This is a genomic window from Streptomyces sp. NPDC001549 (genome assembly GCF_042894025.1).
Lineage (GTDB): Bacteria > Actinomycetota > Actinomycetes > Streptomycetales > Streptomycetaceae > Streptomyces > Streptomyces kutzneri.
Genome location: NZ_JBIAVJ010000018.1, coordinates 36,190 through 52,481, shown reverse-complemented (window position 1 = coordinate 52,481; position 16,292 = coordinate 36,190). Strand labels below are relative to the sequence as shown.

The 16,292-nt window shown below is 72.3% G+C and carries 13 protein-coding genes and 1 pseudogene; 10 read left to right on the top strand and 4 right to left on the bottom strand.

Annotated elements, in window-relative coordinates; all coding sequences use genetic code 11:
* Positions 1-175 precede the first annotated feature (175 nt).
* Positions 176-1,465, top strand: coding sequence for a glycosyl hydrolase (locus ACFY04_RS26635; protein WP_389120282.1), 1,290 nt, complete (start codon positions 176-178; stop codon positions 1,463-1,465).
* 118 nt (positions 1,466-1,583) lie between these two features.
* A complete protein-coding gene (locus ACFY04_RS26630; RefSeq protein ID WP_389120279.1) occupies positions 1,584-3,848 on the top strand; it encodes an endo-beta-N-acetylglucosaminidase in 2,265 nt (754 codons plus the stop codon).
* 22 nt (positions 3,849-3,870) lie between these two features.
* Here the strand turns inward: ACFY04_RS26630 and ACFY04_RS26625 are convergent, their stop codons facing one another.
* Both ACFY04_RS26625 and ACFY04_RS26620 read right to left on the bottom strand, forming a co-directional pair.
* The gene (locus tag ACFY04_RS26625) at positions 3,871-5,283 is read right to left on the bottom strand and encodes an ATP-binding protein (protein ID WP_389120278.1); all 1,413 of its coding nucleotides are present in this window, start codon (positions 5,281-5,283) and stop codon (positions 3,871-3,873) included.
* 12 nt (positions 5,284-5,295) lie between these two features.
* Entirely contained in the window at positions 5,296-6,012 is a 717-nt protein-coding gene (locus ACFY04_RS26620) for a response regulator transcription factor (protein ID WP_389120276.1), read from the bottom strand.
* Positions 6,013-6,311: 299 nt separating this feature from the next.
* Here ACFY04_RS26620 and ACFY04_RS26615 point away from each other — a divergent pair, with 299 nt between their 5' ends.
* The 4 genes from ACFY04_RS26615 (at position 6,312) to ACFY04_RS26600 (ending at position 9,714) form a co-directional block, all read left to right on the top strand.
* Positions 6,312-7,097 carry an amino acid ABC transporter ATP-binding protein gene (locus tag ACFY04_RS26615; RefSeq protein ID WP_389120274.1) on the top strand — a complete coding sequence of 262 codons (786 nt, stop codon included), beginning with the start codon at positions 6,312-6,314 and terminating at the stop codon, positions 7,095-7,097.
* Between the two features lie 117 nt (positions 7,098-7,214).
* Positions 7,215-8,069, top strand: a complete 855-nt coding sequence (locus tag ACFY04_RS26610; protein WP_389120272.1) for a glutamate ABC transporter substrate-binding protein — start codon at positions 7,215-7,217, stop codon at positions 8,067-8,069.
* A gap of 83 nt (positions 8,070-8,152) precedes the next feature.
* Positions 8,153-8,827: an amino acid ABC transporter permease gene (locus tag ACFY04_RS26605; protein WP_266378953.1), complete on the top strand. Its 675-nt coding sequence runs from the start codon at positions 8,153-8,155 to the stop codon at positions 8,825-8,827.
* Positions 8,824-9,714: an amino acid ABC transporter permease gene (locus ACFY04_RS26600; RefSeq protein WP_389120270.1), complete on the top strand. Its 891-nt coding sequence runs from the start codon at positions 8,824-8,826 to the stop codon at positions 9,712-9,714. Before ACFY04_RS26605 ends, ACFY04_RS26600 begins: the two co-directional genes overlap by 4 nt.
* A 175-nt stretch (positions 9,715-9,889) precedes the next feature.
* Here ACFY04_RS26600 and ACFY04_RS26595 read toward each other — a convergent pair whose 3' ends face one another.
* Positions 9,890-10,210 carry a hypothetical protein gene (locus ACFY04_RS26595; RefSeq protein ID WP_389120268.1) on the bottom strand — a complete coding sequence of 107 codons (321 nt, stop codon included), beginning with the start codon at positions 10,208-10,210 and terminating at the stop codon, positions 9,890-9,892.
* 569 nt (positions 10,211-10,779) lie between these two features.
* Here ACFY04_RS26595 and ACFY04_RS26590 point away from each other — a divergent pair.
* From ACFY04_RS26590 to ACFY04_RS26575, 4 genes are all read left to right on the top strand, one after another.
* Positions 10,780-12,405: an FAD-dependent monooxygenase gene (locus tag ACFY04_RS26590; RefSeq protein ID WP_389120266.1), complete on the top strand. Its 1,626-nt coding sequence runs from the start codon at positions 10,780-10,782 to the stop codon at positions 12,403-12,405.
* A gap of 32 nt (positions 12,406-12,437) precedes the next feature.
* On the top strand, positions 12,438-12,524 hold the full coding sequence (locus ACFY04_RS26585; protein ID WP_311318651.1) for a putative leader peptide: 87 nt from the start codon (positions 12,438-12,440) through the stop codon (positions 12,522-12,524).
* Between the two features lie 78 nt (positions 12,525-12,602).
* Positions 12,603-13,151, top strand: a complete 549-nt coding sequence (locus tag ACFY04_RS26580; protein WP_389120264.1) for a cysteine dioxygenase — start codon at positions 12,603-12,605, stop codon at positions 13,149-13,151.
* A complete protein-coding gene (locus ACFY04_RS26575; RefSeq protein ID WP_389120262.1) occupies positions 13,148-13,537 on the top strand; it encodes a rhodanese-like domain-containing protein in 390 nt (129 codons plus the stop codon). Before ACFY04_RS26580 ends, ACFY04_RS26575 begins: the two co-directional genes overlap by 4 nt.
* Positions 13,538-13,670: 133 nt before the next feature.
* Here the strand turns inward: ACFY04_RS26575 and ACFY04_RS26570 are convergent.
* Positions 13,671-16,222 (bottom strand): annotated as a pseudogene (locus tag ACFY04_RS26570) (FtsX-like permease family protein).
* Between the last annotated feature and the right edge of the window lie 70 nt (positions 16,223-16,292).

Below are 16,292 nucleotides of genomic sequence, written 5' to 3'. Positions count from 1 at the left end.
TAAAGCGCATTAGTTTCCTCAGGCTCTTCTGCACGGAACCCTTGTGTCAACTGGGCTGAAGCGCATAAGTAAACGAGCGGGGGCCCTGTTGACTTTCCTCACCCGCAGCGGCAGGTTGTGCCGCATCCGGTGAATTCCTCCAGTACTCGCGTACTCCAGAACTCCAGGACGCCCTGTGCCCGATGACGCGCTCCGCTTCGGCGCCAACTACACGCCGGCCCGCGGCTGGTTCCACCACTGGCTGGACTTCGACCTCGACGAGGTGCGGGCCGACCTCGACTCGATCGCCGCGCTCGGGCTGGACCACATCCGCGTCTTCCCGCTGTGGCCGGTCTTCCAGCCGAACCGGACGCTGATCCGGCCGCGCGCCGTCGAGCAGCTCGTCGCGCTCGCCGACGCGGCCGCCGAGCACGGGCTCGACGTCAACGTGGACGGCCTGCAGGGGCACTTGTCGAGCTTCGACTTCCTGCCCGCATGGACCCGGACCTGGCACCGGCGCAGCATCTTCACCGACCCTGACGTGGTCGCCGGGCAGGAGGAGTACCTGCACACGCTGGCGGCGGCCCTCGCCGACCGGCCGAACTTCCTGGGCATGACGGTCGGCAACGAGATCAACCAGTTCTCCGGCGCCCCGCACCCCGACCCCGACCGGATCACCCCGGACCAGGCCGCCCGCTGGCTGGAGCGGATGCTCGCCGCGTGCGAGGAGGGCGCCCCGGGGCGGCTGCATCTGCATGCCGAGTACGACGCGGCCTGGTACCGGGACGGGCACCCCTTCACCGCGGCCCAGGCGGCCCGGCTGGGCGGGGCCACCGCCGTGCACTCCTGGGTGTTCAACGGCACCGCGCAGCGCCACGGCCGGAGCGGGACGGCGACCGAGCACCATGCCGCCTACCTGATCGAGCTCTCCAAGGCCTGGGCCCTGGACCCGCACCGCCCGGTGTGGCTCCAGGAGGTCGGTGCCCCGGCGCCGCTGATCCCGCCCGAGCACGCGGCGCGGTTCACCGAGGCCACCGTCGCGAACGCGCTGGACTGCCCGGACCTGTGGGGCGTGACCTGGTGGTGCTCGCACGACGTGTCCCGGCAGCTCGCGGACTTCCCGGAGCTGGAGTACGGCCTCGGCCTGCTCACCAACGACCGCCGGACCAAGCCGGCCGGCGCCGCCGTCTCCCGGATCGCCGCGCGGTGGCGGGGCCGCGCGCACCGCCCGGCCCCGCGGTCCACCGCGCTCGCCGTGGACGTCGGCGGGGATGCGGGCGAGGCCGTGGGCGCTGACGCCGGCGGGGCGGCGGGGGCTCCGGGGCGCTCGGTGTGCGCCCCCGGCGGTGCCTTCTTCGAAGCCTGGGCCTCGCTGACGGCCCAGGGGGTGCGCCCCGCGGTGGTCCTGGCGGAGCGCGCCGCGGACCCCGCCCATCTGGCCGCGCGCGGCATCACCGAGGTGCTGCGCGTGCGCGACGTGACGTGACCTGACCCGACCCGACCTGCCCTGCCCTGCCCTGACCCGACCCGACCCGACCTGCCCTGACCCGATCGAGCGATCCCCCGATCCTTCGATCCACCGATCACCTCGTGAGGAGCCCCGCATGCCCGAGACCGACAACGGCGTCGATCCCCGCACGCCGCCCGCCGCGGTACGGCCGACCCGGCGCAGGGTGCTGGTCACCGGGGCCGGGGCCGCCGCGCTGCTGGGCCTGGCGGGCCGCGCCCGGGCCGCCGCCACGCCCGCGCCCTTACCGGTGGGAGCGCCCGCCGCGGCAGCGGCCCCGGCCGACCTGGCCCCGTACGCCTCGTACTGGTTCCCGGACTCCCTCCCGTCGGGGACCCCCGGCCCCGGGATCGTGTGGCGTTCGCTCAGCCGGTGGACCCCCGGGAGCGACCCCGATCTGGCCCACAACACCTCGACCGTGCCCCTGGCGGAACGGTTCACCCCGGTCCCGGCGAACCGGGAAGCCCGCGCCGGCCAGGCCCGTATCTCCTCCCTGGTCTCCTTCGGGCCCACGGCCGGGAACCCGTCCCAGGGCTCCCCGACGGCCGACCACTACGCGCTCACGCACTGGGCGTACATCGACGAGCTGGTCTTCTGGGGCGGCTCCGCCGGCGAGGGCATCGTGCTCGCGCCGAACGCGCCCGTGATCGACGCCGCGCACCGCAACGGGGTCCGGGTGCTGGGCAACGTGTTCCTGCCGCCCGTCGCCTACGGCGGCGACCTCCGGTGGACCCGCGACCTGGTGCGGCGGGACTCCCTCGGCCGCTTCCCGATCGCCGACAAGCTCGTCCGGGTGGCACGGACCTACGGCTTCGACGGCTGGTTCGTGAACGCCGAGACCGACGGCGGGGACAGTGCGCTCGCCACCCGGATGCGGGAGTTCCTGCGCGCCCTGCGGGCGGCCGGCGAGCCCCACGGACTGCGCATCACCTGGTACGACGCCATGAACAGCACCGGCCGGGTGGGCTGGCAGGGTGCCCTCAACGCGCTCAACCAGGAGTTCTTCGAGGACCGGGCCGGGAAGGTCTCGGACACGATGTTCGTGGACTTCCGCTGGACCGCGGACACCCTGGCCGCCTCGGGCACGCTCGCCGACCGCCTCGGCCGCTCCCGGCACGAACTGTGGGCCGCCGTGGACACAGAGTCCCGCGGCTGGGACTCCGTCGTCGACTGGGACGCGATCGTCCCGCGCGGGCGGGACCACGTCGTCAGCTACGGCTTCTACCGGCCCGAGTGGACCCGCAACCACCTCACCGACCGCTCCCCCGGGGCCTTCCACCGCGCCGACGACCGGTTCTGGACGGGCGAGTCCCTGGACCCGGCCCGACCCGCGCCCGCGCCCGAGTCCGCGCCCGAGTCCGAGTCCGGGTCCGGGTCCGAGTCCGGGTCCAGGTCCCCGTCCCGCTGGCGGGCCCCCGCGACGGTCGTCGCCGACCGGTCCACCGTCACCGGGCTCCCCTTCGCCTGCTCCTTCAACACCGGGCACGGGCTGCGCTGGTACGACGGCGGCAGGGTCGTCTCGGACGCGCCCTGGAACCACCTCGGGCTCCAGGACCGGCTCCCCGGCCGCCGCTGGGCGGTGGACACCGCCGGGGCGCGCCCCTCGGTCACCCTGGACTTCGCGGACGCCTGGCGCGGCGGCTCCAGCCTGCTCGTCGAAGGCGCGCTGACCGCGCCCGTGGTCATCGGGCTTCACTCCACACGGCTGCCGCTGACCCGCGGGTCGGTCCTGGAGCTGGTGCACACCACCGGGCCGGAGCCGGTCCCGGCGGAAGACTCGCCGGAGATCCCGGCGGAGATCCCGGCGGAGATCCCGGCGGAGATCGCGGTGGAGGTCGGCGTGGCCGTCCGCGAGCCGTCCGGCCCCGGCGAGCCGGTCCCGTACACGTGGCTGCCCGCCGGGACCCGGGACGGCGAGCAGGGCTGGCGCACGACGCGGGCCGGGATGGCGTCACTGGCGGGCAGAACCGCGTACGGCCTGGCGGTACGGATCACCGCGCTCGGGAAGAAGCCGGTGGTGTGGCGGATCGGCGCGGTGTCGGTGCGCGACGAGACCCGCACCCGGCGTCCGGCCCCGCCCACCGCACCGGTCGTGGACGCCTCGTCCCGGCAGGACGGCCGGGCCTGGCTGCGCCTGTCCTGGCGGGCGGCGGCCGGTCCCGGCGGGCGGCCGCGCCACTACGAGGTGTGGCGGGTCCTCCCCGACGGCACCCGGCGCTTCCTCGGGGGCACCTGCGGCACCGCCCTGTACCTGCCCGCCGTCCCGCGCGCCGGGCGGGAGCGGGCGGCGGCCTTCGAGGTCCGGGCCGTCGACGAGCTGTACGCGGTGTCGGAGGCGGCCCGCACCACCCTCGTCTGGTAGCCGGACCCGCAAGACCTGAGGTTCAGCCGCCCTGGGGGTCGGTGCGCGGGACGGCCACCGTCACCCGCAGCCCGTGCGGCGGGTTCTTCTCGTAGGAGAGGGTCCCGCCGCCCGCGGCGAGCAGGGCACGGGAGATCGACAGGCCGAGCCCGGAGCCCTTGACGTTCTGGTGGCGGCCGCTGCGCCAGAACCGGTCGCCGACGCGGAGCAGCTCGTCCTCGGTGAGGCCGGGGCCGTGGTCGGCGACGACCACACGGACGGAGCGCCCCTCCCTGGAGACGGAGACTTCGACCTCCTCACCCGTGGGGGTGAATTTGAGGGCGTTGTCGATGACCGCGTCGAGCGCGCTGGACAGGGCGATGGGGTCGGCCCAGCCGGTGATGGCGGTCCGGCCCGTCTCGGTGAGCTCTACGCCCTTCTCCTCGGCGTACGGGCGCCACGCGGCGACCCGCTCGGCCGTCAGGGCACCGACGTCGGTGAGGCTGATCTCGGCGGAGGCGTGCTCGGCCAGCGCCAGGTCCAGCAGATCGTCCAGGACCTGGGTCAGGCGCTTGCCCTCGGTGCGCACGGAGGCGATCTCCTCGTTCCCCTCGGGGAGCTCGAGGGCGAGCAGCTCAATCCGCAGGAGCAGCGCCGCGAGCGGGTTGCGCAGCTGGTGGGAGGCGTCGGCGACGAACGCCCGCTGCTGTTCCAGGACCTCTTCGACGTTGTCGGCCATCTCGTTGAACGAGTGGGCCAGGCGTTGGAGTTCCGGGGGCCCGCCGGCGGCCGCGACGCGGGAGTTCATCCGTCCGGTGGCGATGCCGTGAGCGGCCGCGTCCAGGGTCTGCACGGGCTTGAGCACCCAGCTGGTGAGCTTGAGGGCGGCGCCGAAGGCGACCAGCATGGCGGCGGCGAGCCCGCCCGCGATCAGCAGCCAGCCCTTCAGGATGCGGGCGCGCATCTGGTCGGTCGGTGATTCGGTGGCGACGACCGCGACCACGTCGCCGTCGAGGACGACCGGGGAGATGACGAGCAGTTTGCCGTCGGTCTGCCAGGGCCACACCTGCGGGGGATCATGACTGCGCCGGCCGGCCAGCGCCTCCGCGAAGGCCCGGCGGCCCTCGGTCGATTCCGGGAGCTGCCACCAGCCCGGGGACCGGGCCAGGGCGTTGTAGTTGCGGTGGAAGATGCCGACGCGGATTCCGTACAGGGTCTGATAGCGGGCGAGTTCGAGCCCGAGGGCATCGCGGCGCTCTTCGGCTCCGGTGGATCCCGAGCCCTCGGCATCGATGAAGAACTGCGCGAGGGCGGCGAAGCGGGCGCTGTCGTCGATCCGGTCGACCACCACCCGCTGCTGCTGGCCGGCGGCCAGGCTCACCGCGAGCGGGAAGCCGAGGGCGAGCAGCGTGCCCGCCATCAGGATGACGAGCAGCGGGAGCAGACGGGCACGCACGGCAGAGGGCCCCTAGGGAGCGGCCGGGGCGACGAGCCGGTAGCCCACCCCTCGGACGGTCTCGATGAGGGCGGGCATGCGCAGCTTGGAGCGCAGCGAGGCGACGTGGACCTCCAGGGTGCGCCCGGTCCCCTCCCAGCTGGTGCGCCACACCTCGCTGATGATCTGCTCGCGGCGGAAGACGACGCCGGGCCGCTGCGCGAGCAAGGCCAGCAGGTCGAACTCCTTGCGGGTGAGGGGTACGTCGGCGCCGTCCACGCTGACCCGGCGGTTGGGCAGCTCGATGCTGACGGAGCCGAGGCGGACGGTCGCGGGCGTACCGGTGCCGGGGGCGGAGGCCTCTTCGGCTGCGCCGGTGCGCCGGGCGACGGCGTGGATCCGGGCGAGGAGCTCGCCGGTGTCGTAGGGCTTGACCACGTAGTCGTCGGCGCCCATGTTCAGGCCGTGGATGCGGGAGCGTACGTCGGCCCGCGCGGTCACCATGATCACGGGTGTGGCGGTGCGCTTGCGGATCTTGCCGCACACCTCGTAGCCGTCCTGGTCGGGCAGACCGAGGTCGAGCAGGATCACACCGTAGGGCTGGGGGCAGGCCGGGGCACTGGCGAGCAGGAGCGCCTGCAGGGCCTCCTCACCGCTGCGGGCGTGGGTGACCTGGAAGCCGTGGCGGGCGAGGATCGCGGACAGGGCTGCCGCGACGTGATCGTCGTCCTCGACGAGCAGCAGTCTCATGCCGTCCCCCTCTCCTCTTCTCTCACTCGGGCTTCACCACGCATGGTCACACGCAGGGCCGCACGTAGGGCCACCATGCATCCACGCCGATGCGGAGTCCCACGTCAAGGGGGTCCCGCCCCGGCGCGCCTTCCGTTATGCACCCGGTACGCGGCCATGATCGATCACATCGGTGGTGCGCACGGAGCGTATCCGGAAGAGGCCGGATCGTTATCCTCAATTCTCCCTCAGATGTGATGACGTTGTGCGCGTCACGTCACTACTGTCCTCCCAACCGAGGAGGACGGAGCAAGAAGCCGATGAGCGGAGTATCAGTGACCAAGGACGTGCAGGACGCGGCCGGTGCCGCAGACGACCTGGTCGTACTGAGCAACGTCAACAAGCACTTCGGCGCGCTGCACGTGCTTCAGGACATCGATCTGAGCATTGCCCGCTGTGAGGTAGTCGTGGTGATCGGTCCCTCGGGATCGGGCAAGTCCACGCTGTGCCGGACCATCAACCGTCTGGAGACCATCGACTCGGGCACCATCACGCTCGACGGCAAGGAGCTGCCCTCCGAGGGCAAGCAACTCGCCCGGCTGCGCGCCGACGTCGGCATGGTGTTCCAGTCGTTCAACCTCTTCGCGCACAAGACGGTCCTGCAGAACGTCATGCTGGGCCAGCTCAAGGTCCGCAAGACCGACCAGGCCGCGGCCCACGCGAAGGCGCTGTCCCTGCTGGAGCGGGTGGGTGTCGGCTCGCAGGCCGACAAGTACCCGGCGCAGCTCTCCGGTGGCCAGCAGCAGCGCGTGGCGATCGCCCGGGCGCTGGCCATGGAGCCGAAGGTGATGCTCTTCGACGAGCCGACCTCGGCCCTGGACCCGGAGATGATCAACGAGGTGCTGGAGGTCATGCAGCAGCTTGCCCGGGAGGGCATGACCATGGTGGTCGTGACGCACGAGATGGGATTCGCGCGCTCCGCCGCCAACCGTGTCGTCTTCATGGCCGACGGAAAGATCGTCGAAGAGGCGACTCCCGAGCAGTTCTTCAGCAACCCGCGCAGCGATCGGGCGAAGGACTTCCTGTCGAAGATCCTGCACCACTGAGGTTTCCGTCTGGTAGTCATCCGTATGCGGATCACCGCCGGATCGTTCCTGTCGGCCGTGCGTGCGCCGTATGCGTCGCCCGTCGTTCAACAACGTCTCATCCGAGGGAAGTTCACCATGAAGATCTCCAAGGCCGCTGCGGCCGCGGCCGTCGCCGTCGCCCTTGCCCTGACCGCGACCGCGTGTGGCGGCAGCAAGCAGGATGCCGCCAGTGACGGCGGTGCCTCCGGTGGCGCCAAGAAGGACAAGGTCGTCGTCGGCATCAAGTACGACCAGCCCGGCCTGGGCCTGAAGACCCCGGACGGCAAGTTCACGGGCTTCGACGTCGACGTCGCGACCTACGTCGCCAAGGAGCTCGGCTACCAGCCGGACCAGATCGAGTTCAAGCAGGCCGTCAGCGCCGAGCGCGAGAACCTGATCGCGAACGGCGACGTCAAGTTCGTCGTCGCGACCTACTCGATCAACGACAAGCGCAAGGAGAAGGTCGACTTCGCCGGCCCGTACTTCCTCGCGCACCAGGACCTGCTGGTCCGCGCCGACGACACGAGCATCACCAAGGCCGAGGACCTGAACAAGAAGAAGCTCTGCTCGGTCACCGGCTCCACCTCGGCGCAGAACGTCAAGACCAAGCTGGCCCCCGAGGCCGACCTGCTGGAGCAGGGTGGCTACTCCGAGTGCCTCACCGGCCTGGAGAACAAGGCCGTCGACGCCCTGACCACGGACAACTCGATCCTGGCGGGCTACGCGGCGCAGGAGAAGAACAAGGGCAAGTTCAAGCTGGTCGGGCTGAGCCTGAGCAACGAGAACTACGGCATCGGTCTGAAGAAGGGCGACAAGGAGCTCCAGACCAAGATCAACGCCGCGCTCAAGAAGATGGTCGAGGACGGCAGCTGGCAGAAGGCCGTGGACAAGAACCTCGGTCCGGCCAACTTCAAGAGCGAGCCTGCCCCGCAGATCACCGAAGGCAGCTGATTCATCGGTGAGGAGCGTCGCCGCCCGCCTGCCGCGGGCGGCGGCGCGCCTCACCGGCCATCCTGGGGAGAGCGCAGGGCATCGTGTTCGATTTTCTTGATTCCGGGCAGTACGACGTGCTCGGAGCCTTCTGGGTGACGGTTCAGCTCACCCTCTACTCGGCGGCCGGATCCCTGATCTGGGGCACCGCCCTGGCCGGGATGCGGGTCAGCCCGGTCCCGCTGCTGCGGGGCTTCGGCACCGCTTACGTCAACCTGGTCCGCAACACCCCGCTGACCTTGCTGATCATCGGCTGCTCGCTGGGACTCAACCAGACCCTCGGCATCGCTCTGGGCGGCGACACGTTCAAGGAGACCGGCTTCCGGCTCGCGGTCCTCGGACTGATCGCCTACACGGGAACCTTCGTCTGCGAGGCCCTGCGCTCCGGCATCAACACCGTGCCCGTCGGCCAGGCCGAGGCGGCCCGCGCGCTGGGGCTGAGCTTCTTCCAGGTGCTCACCCTGATCGTGCTCCCCCAGGCTTTCCGGGCGGTCGTCGCACCGCTCGCCAACGTACTGATCGCACTCACCAAGAACACCACGGTGGCGGCGACCATCGGCGTGGCCGAGGCGGCCCTGCTGATGAAGGAAATGCTCGAGAACGAGGCGCAGGCGGTCTTCGCGGTCTTCGCGGTCTTCGCCCTCGGTTTCGTCCTGCTGACCCTGCCCACCGGTCTTCTCCTGGGCTGGGTCGCCAAGCGAGTGGCGGTGAAGCGATGAGTTCCGTGCTGTACGACACCCCTGGCCCCAAGGCCAAGGCGCGCAACTGGATCTACAGCGGGATCTTCGTCGTGCTGTTCGGCCTCGTCCTGTGGTGGGCGCTGTCCCTCATGGGCGAGAAGGGCCAGCTCGACGCCGACAAGTGGTCCCCCTTCGTCACCGACAGCCGGGTCTGGACCACGTATCTGATCCCCGGCCTGCTGGAGACCCTCAAGGCGGGCGCGCTCGCCATGGTGATCGCCCTCCCGTTCGGCGCGCTGCTGGGCATCGGCCGGCTGTCGGACCACGCGTGGGTGCGGAGTGCGGTCGGCACGTGGGTCGAGTTCTTCCGTGCCATCCCGGTGCTGATGCTGATGCTGTTCGGCAACGCGCTGATGGCGCCGCAGTTCTTGGACGTGCCCTCCGACACCCGGCCCTTCTGGGCCGTGGTCACGGGCCTGGTCCTCTACAACTCGGCCGTCATCGCCGAGATCGTCCGGGCGGGCGTGCTCTCCCTGCCCCACGGCCAGAGCGACGCCGCCAAGGCGATCGGCATGCGCAAGGGCCAGACGATGTTCTACGTGCTGATCCCGCAGGCCGTGACGGCGATGCTGCCGGCCCTGGTCAGCCAGCTCGTGGTGATCCTCAAGGACACCGCGATCGGCGGCGCCCTGCTGGGCTTCGCGGAACTGCTCTCCACGAACCGGCAGATCTCGGCCAACTACAGCAACACCATTCCGACCCTCTTCGTGATCGCGCTGATCTACATCGTCGTGAACTTCGGCCTCACCACGTGTGCCTCCGTGCTGGAGGGACGACTGCGGAAGTCGAAGAAGAGCACCGGCGCGGTGGTCGGCGTCAACGATGTCAACGACATGGCCACCGGGGCGAACTCGGGCGGAATCTGACCGCCCTCCCGGTTCGGGTTCAGGCCCTTCGAGGGCCGATGTACGGTCAGTCATAGTGCGTAGCCCGTGTGGTGCGGCGGAACTCATCCGCCGCACCACACTGCGTTGTACCGACCGATACGGCTTCCGGCTTCGGCGGTGACCGGGCCTGAGGAGTGCCGAGCGATCCGGTCCGTCAGTAGGACCTTGTGATGATGCCGCCGCCCTTTACCGAAGTGAGCGGCGGGCAGGCGATGAAGGAAAAATCACCGTCGTCCTTCCACGTCACCGAATGGACGGTGACGTCGGGGCCGCCATCGTCACGCGTGCAGATGACGGCCGCCTTGTAGTGTCCGCCATTGCTGTGACTGCATGTGGCTAACCAGCCCCCACCGGTCCAGGACTTGTGGTTGGTGCACCCGGTCGGCCAGCCCGTAGGGGCCGCGGTCGCCGCGCCTTGAAGTCCGAGGAGTGCCATCGCCGCACCGGCGAGCAGTGCCGTGTACCGCTTCTTCATTGTCGCCCATCCTTTTCTCGGTCGATCCGGATATTCCCAGGGGCGGGAGGCAGCCGCCGCGAGGAGTCCGCCGCATTCGATTCGAGCGACGCGCTCCCCCGGCTGCGCATGAATGACTCCTCCGCTCCCCCGCACGGCCTTGACGGTTCCACGCCCGCCGGAACCGGGCAACCGGAAAAGGGAACTCCTGAGGGTTACTTGAGCATCACATTTCCCGGCCACGGAAAGGAGCGGGGAAAAATGCTGATCAGCCCACCCTGAAGAAAAACAGGGGGAGGAATTCCGAAAAACTGGCCGAATCACGAAGGGGTGAATTCAGGCCGCGCGGTGTCGATAATCGGGCTTTCGGGCGGCGACGCCCGCGATGAAGGCACGATCCGACCCCGCGGAACAGCCGGGCCGTTCCGCGGCCGGGCGGTCCGCGGCGGTGCCGGTCCCGGTGGAACGGGCGGCCACTTCGGAATTTGCGCTTCCAGTTACCGCTCTGCCGACCGGTGTCACTTGACGCAGGCACCTACAGTGGGTTGCATACGTTCTGTGATCACATACCGGACATCGGGAGCCGCGCCATGGACCCGGTGATCGTCGTCGGCGCGGGACCCGTCGGGCTGTCCCTGTCGCTCGCCCTGGCGGGTGCGGGCGTGCCCTCCGTCGTGCTCGACGAAGGGCCCGGCAAGGAAGAGGTCCGCCCGGCCCGTACCGTCGTCCTGCACGCCGAAACGGCGGCCATGGCGCACCGGCTGGGCTGTACGACGCTGCGCGACGAGGGGGCGCACTTCGCCGCCTGGCGCACGATGCACCGGCGCCGGCCCGACCGGCGGATCACCTTCGAGGACCACCCGGCCCCGCTGCACGTGCCGCAGCACGCGCTGGCGCGCGGACTGCGCGACGCCGCCGTGGCCCACCCGCTCGTCCAGCTGGTCACCGACAGCAAGGTGGACTCCCTGGAGCAGGACGGACGGGGCGTCACCGCGCACACCCGGGGCGCCGAGACCACCTGGTGGCGCGGGAGTTACCTGGTCGGCTGCGACGGCGCCCGATCCACCGTGCGCAAGCTGCTCGGCATCCGCTTCCCGGGCCGCACCGCCGTGGAGCGGCACGCCGTGGCCGCGCTGCGCACCGAACTACCGTGGCCCGGCGAGGCCTTGCTGCACCGCAGCCCGCCGCAGGAGGTCACGTCGCGGCCGCTGCCCGACGGGGTGTGGCGGCTGGACTGGTTGCTCCCGCCCCGCGGGGAACTCGTGACTCCCGACGCGCTGGTGACTCTGATCCGCGACACCCTCGCGGAGTGGTGCGGCGGCACGACACCCCCGTACGACCTCATCGACACCGGGGTCCACACCCTGCACCACCGCCTCGCCCGCCGCTGGCGCGACGGCCGCGCCTTCCTCGCCGGAGACGCCGCGCACCTGCTGGGCGCGCTCGGCACCCAGGGTGTCGAGGAGGGGCTCCGGGACGCCGAGAACCTGGCGTGGAAGCTCTCCCTGGCCTGGCACCAGGGGGCCTCCGAGGCCCTGCTCGACAGCTACGAGGGCGAGCGGCGCACCGCGGTCGCCTCCCGGCTGCGCGCGGCCGACCAGGCGATTCCGTCGCTGCGGGCCGGGGGCGGCCTGCGCACCTACCTCCCCGGCGCCGCGCGCTCCGCCCAATCCCTGCTCACCGACGGCCACCTGGGGCGCGGGCCGCTGGGCGCGGAACCCACGTACGCCCCGCCGGTCGCCGTCCGTGAGGTGCCGACGGCCACGGAGCCGGGCGGTCCGGTGGCGAACGTCCCGGTGACCGCGCCCGACGGGGCGACCGTGCCCCTGCGGGACCTGCTCGGGCAGGGCCGGCTGCTGGTGGTCCTGGTGGCTCCCGGCACCGGGGTGTGGGACCGGCGGCACTGGCTCGGCGCCGGGCTGATGCCCCGCCTCGCGGCGGCGGTGAGCGCCCTCCCGGTCCGCACCGACCTGCTGGTCGCGGACAGCTACCCGGGCGCCCCGGCGCACACCGTGCTGCTGGTGCGGCCGGACGGACACCTGGCGGCGACCTTCGCGGGGGTCCGCCCGGCGGAGCTGTACGAGGCGGCGGACACGGTACGGGCGGGGGTGCCCGCGTCCCGGGTGCCGGCGCCCTCCACGACGACACCGGCGCCCACACCCACGCCGACACCGACACCGACACCGACACCGACACCGACCGTGGTGATCGATTGACCGTCTCCGGGACTCCGTGGTTCACTCGCGGAATGACCGGCAACGACGTACGCCTGTGGCGGAGGGTCCATATGGACCTGCTCCGCTACGCGGGCTGCGTGTGTCGCCCTTCCTGCTGATTCGCCCTTCCCTCCGCGCGCCCCGTGCCGTCCACCGGCCTGCGCGCACCTCCGCGAACCCAGGAACGGTCCCCTTTCATGCCTGCACCCGTATCCGCACCCGCGTACGCCCCGGAGTCCGGCCCGGCGGCCGGGGGCCCCACGGCCGCCGAGCTCCTCGACTTCGCCCTCCGCACGGCGGCCGACCCCACGGTCGTGGCCTCGCTGCCGCTCGATCCCGAGGGCCGCACCTGGATCCGGCTGGACGGGCCGGGCGGCAGTGAGGCATGGCTGATCGGCTGGCCGCCGGGCACCGGCACCGGCTGGCACGACCACGCCGAATCGCGGGGCGCGTTCGCCACCGCCCGGGGCCGCCTCGTCGAGCACTCGCTGACCGTGCGCCTGCCCTCGGAAGGCTGGAAGTCCCTGGAACTGGCCCCGGACGTCGACCGCCGCCGCACCCTGGCCGCGGGTTCGGGGCGCGCCTTCCGGGAACATCACGTGCACGAGGTCCTCAACGAGTCGCAGGCCGAGCACGCCATCTCCGTGCACGCCTACTACCCGCCGCTCCCGCTGATCCGCCGCTACAGCCGCAGCGGCCCGGTGCTCAGCCTGGAGCACGTCGAGCGTCCGGCGGACTGGCAGTGAGCGCCCCGGTCGGCATCGACGAGCTGCTGGAGCGGGTCCGCGCGGGCTACACCCGCGTGGATGCGCGGGAGGCGTACGCCGCCTCCCGCGCCGGGGCCCTCCTGGTGGACATCCGCTACCAGGCCCTGCGCGAGCGGGACGGGCTGATCCCGGGCGCGCTGGTGGTCGAGCGCAACGAGCTGGAGTGGCGCCTGGACCCACGGGGCAGCCACCGCCTCCCCGAAGCCACGAGCCACGACCTCCAGGTGGTGGTGATCTGCAACGAGGGCTACGCGTCCAGCCTCGCCGCGGCCTCGCTCCACGCGCTGGGCCTGCGCCGCGCGACGGACCTGACCGGCGGCTTCCAGGCCTGGAAGTCGTCCGGCCTCCCGGTCACACCCGCCTGACACTCCCCCCGCGCCTCGAGCCCCGCCGGCATTCGAGGCGCTCTTTCAGCCTCGCCGGCGTTTGAGGCGCGGGGGTCCGGGGGCAGCGCCCCCGGCAACGGCGCCGCACAGGCAGTGCTTCGGGGGGAGGGGGCTACCCCCTCCCCGTGGCGACATCCACCGGAGGTACCCGCAACGCCACCCGGCCCGGGAGGGCAGTGGCCGCCAGTGCCAGCACCCCGGCCACCCCCACCACCGCCGCGTAAGCCACCGGCAGCACCGCGGGCGCCGCCGCCCCCGTCATGCCCACGCTGAACGCGGTCAGTACCGCCAGCGCGATCCCCGAACCCAGCGCCGTCCCGATCAGAACCACCGCCAGCGACTCCGTCCGCAGCATCCGCAGCACCTGCCGGCGCTTCGCCCCGGCCAGCCGCAGCATCGCGAACTCCCGGAACCGCTCGGCGGTCGACATCGCGAGCGTGTTCACCACCGCGATCGCGGTGAAGGCCAACACCAGCCCCATCGCCAGCAGGTTGATCTCTGCACCGGCGTCCTGCCGCTCCGCCCGTGCCTCGTCGGCGTCCGCCGCGGACAGCACCTGTACGCCCGGGAACGACCGCACCGCCGCGGCCAGTTGATCCCGTCCGGTCCCCGAACCCGGTTCCGCCGCCACCAGCACGCCGCCGGCCAGCGGATTGTCCGCGTGCGCGGCCACCAGCCCGTGCGGCAGCGTCAGATCGCCGAAGCCGAGCCCCCGCGCGTACACGGCCGAGACCGTCAGCGTGACCGGGGTTCCGTCCCCCAGTGTCAGCTTCAGCGGGCTCCCCGGCTTCAGCCCCAGCTGGTCGGCGGCGAGTTCGCTCACCGCCGCGCTCGCCTCGCCGAAGCCGTCCAGGCTGCCGCCGGTGACCTCGGGGTCCCAGGTCCGGGCCAGCCCGGCCGGGGTCACGCCCTGCGCGGCGTACTTCGTCAGCCCCACCCGTACCGACGTGTGCACGATCTCGGTGGCCGCCGCGACCCCCGGGGTACGCCGGATCCGCTCGGCGGCCTCCCGCGTGACCCGGGACCCTGCGCGGCCAGTAGCCACTGGGCCCGGATCCCGTCGCGGGCCTGGGCCCGGGCGGCGTCCCCGAGCGTCGGGGTGATGAAGAGCACGGTGCAGGTCATGCCGATCAGCAGCGCGAGCGGGGTGACGGCGGAGGCCATGCGCGTGGCGTTCCCGCGCAGGTTGGCGGTGGCCAGGTGGCCGCCCGGGCCGGCCAGCCGCAGCGGTCCGGCGAGCAGCCCGGTGGCGCCCCGTACGAGCAGCGGGCCGAGCAGCGAGACCGCCCCGGCCAGCACCACCACGGCGAGGAAGGTGACCGGGGTGGAGGCCGGTTCGGTGCGCAGCGAGCCGAGTACGACGACCAGCACCGCCCCGCCCGCCAGCAGCAGCACCCCGAGCACGCTGCGGATCCAGCCGGGCCGCCCCCGCTCGACGGCGGCTTCGGCGAGCGCCTCGGCCGGGCGGATCCGGGCAATCCGGCGGCCGGTGATCCGGGCGGCGGCCCAGGCTCCGAGCAGGCCGGCGGCGACGGCCGCGAACATCGGGACGATGCCGGCGGTGCGCTCCAGGGTGACGGGGACGACCCCGCTGTCGACGAACCGGCCGTGCAGCCAGGCGGCGAGCGGCACCCCGGCGAGCGCTCCGGCGACGCCTGCGGCCAGGCCGACGAGCAGCGCTTCCCGGCCGATCATGCGCCGTAGCTGCCCCGGGGTGGCGGCGATGGCCCGCAGCAGGGCGAGTTCGCGGTAGCGCTGCCGGACGGAGAGCGCGAAGGTGCCGACGACCACGAGGATCGCGACGAGCAGCGAGGTGCCGCCCATCGCGCCGCCCATGGAGACCAGTGTGATGCGGGCGCCGGCGGCGCCCGGGAATTCGACGGGGCCGCGCTCGCCGCCCGTGGCGACCCGTGCGGTGGTGCCCTGCAGCGCCCGCTCGACCCGGGCGGCGAGCTCGGTGGCGGCGACACCGGGTGCGGGCAGTACCCCGATGGCGCTGACCTGGCCGTCGCGGGCGGCGAGCCGCTGGGCCTCGTCGTCGCCGAAGAAGAGCGCGCTCTGCTGGGCGAGGTCGCCCCGGTCCGTCGTCGCGACCCCGCTGACCCGGTACGTCCTGGGTTCGCCGGTGGACTGCACGGCGAGCTCGGAGCCGGGCTTCAGCCCGGCGCGGGCGGCCAGCGCACGGTCGACGACGACCTCGCCGCCGCTCTGCGGGGCACGGCCCTCGGTGAGGGTGAAGGGGGTCAGTGCGGCGGAGCTCCAGGCGTGCCCGTACGAGGGCACCGGCCCGCCGGGGGCCTTGACCAGGGGGACGGCCTGGAAGGTGAGCTCGGGGACGGCCCGTTCGACGCCGGGCACGGCGCGGACCGTGTCCACGGTGGCGGCGGGGAGCCAGGCCCGCTCGGCGACGGGCTTGGCCTTGTGCTTGGTCTTGGTGCGTCCGCCCTTCTTCTCCTTGACCGTGGTCTCGTGGACGTTCTGGTCGGCGGAGACGAGGATCGGCGTGGCCGCGTAGCGCTCGGTGCCGATCTTTCCGCGGAGTCCCGTTTCCAGGAGCGTCCCGCAGGCGGTGACGAGGGCGGCCGCGCACAGCAGTGCGACGAAGGCGCCGAGGAAGCCGGCCTTGCGGTCCCTGACGGTCTGAAGGGCGTAACGCAGCATCATGCGGCCAACTCTGCCGCCGTGCCCGGCGCCTGACACTGGCGTACCCAGGCGTCCGGTCCCGGGGGCTACC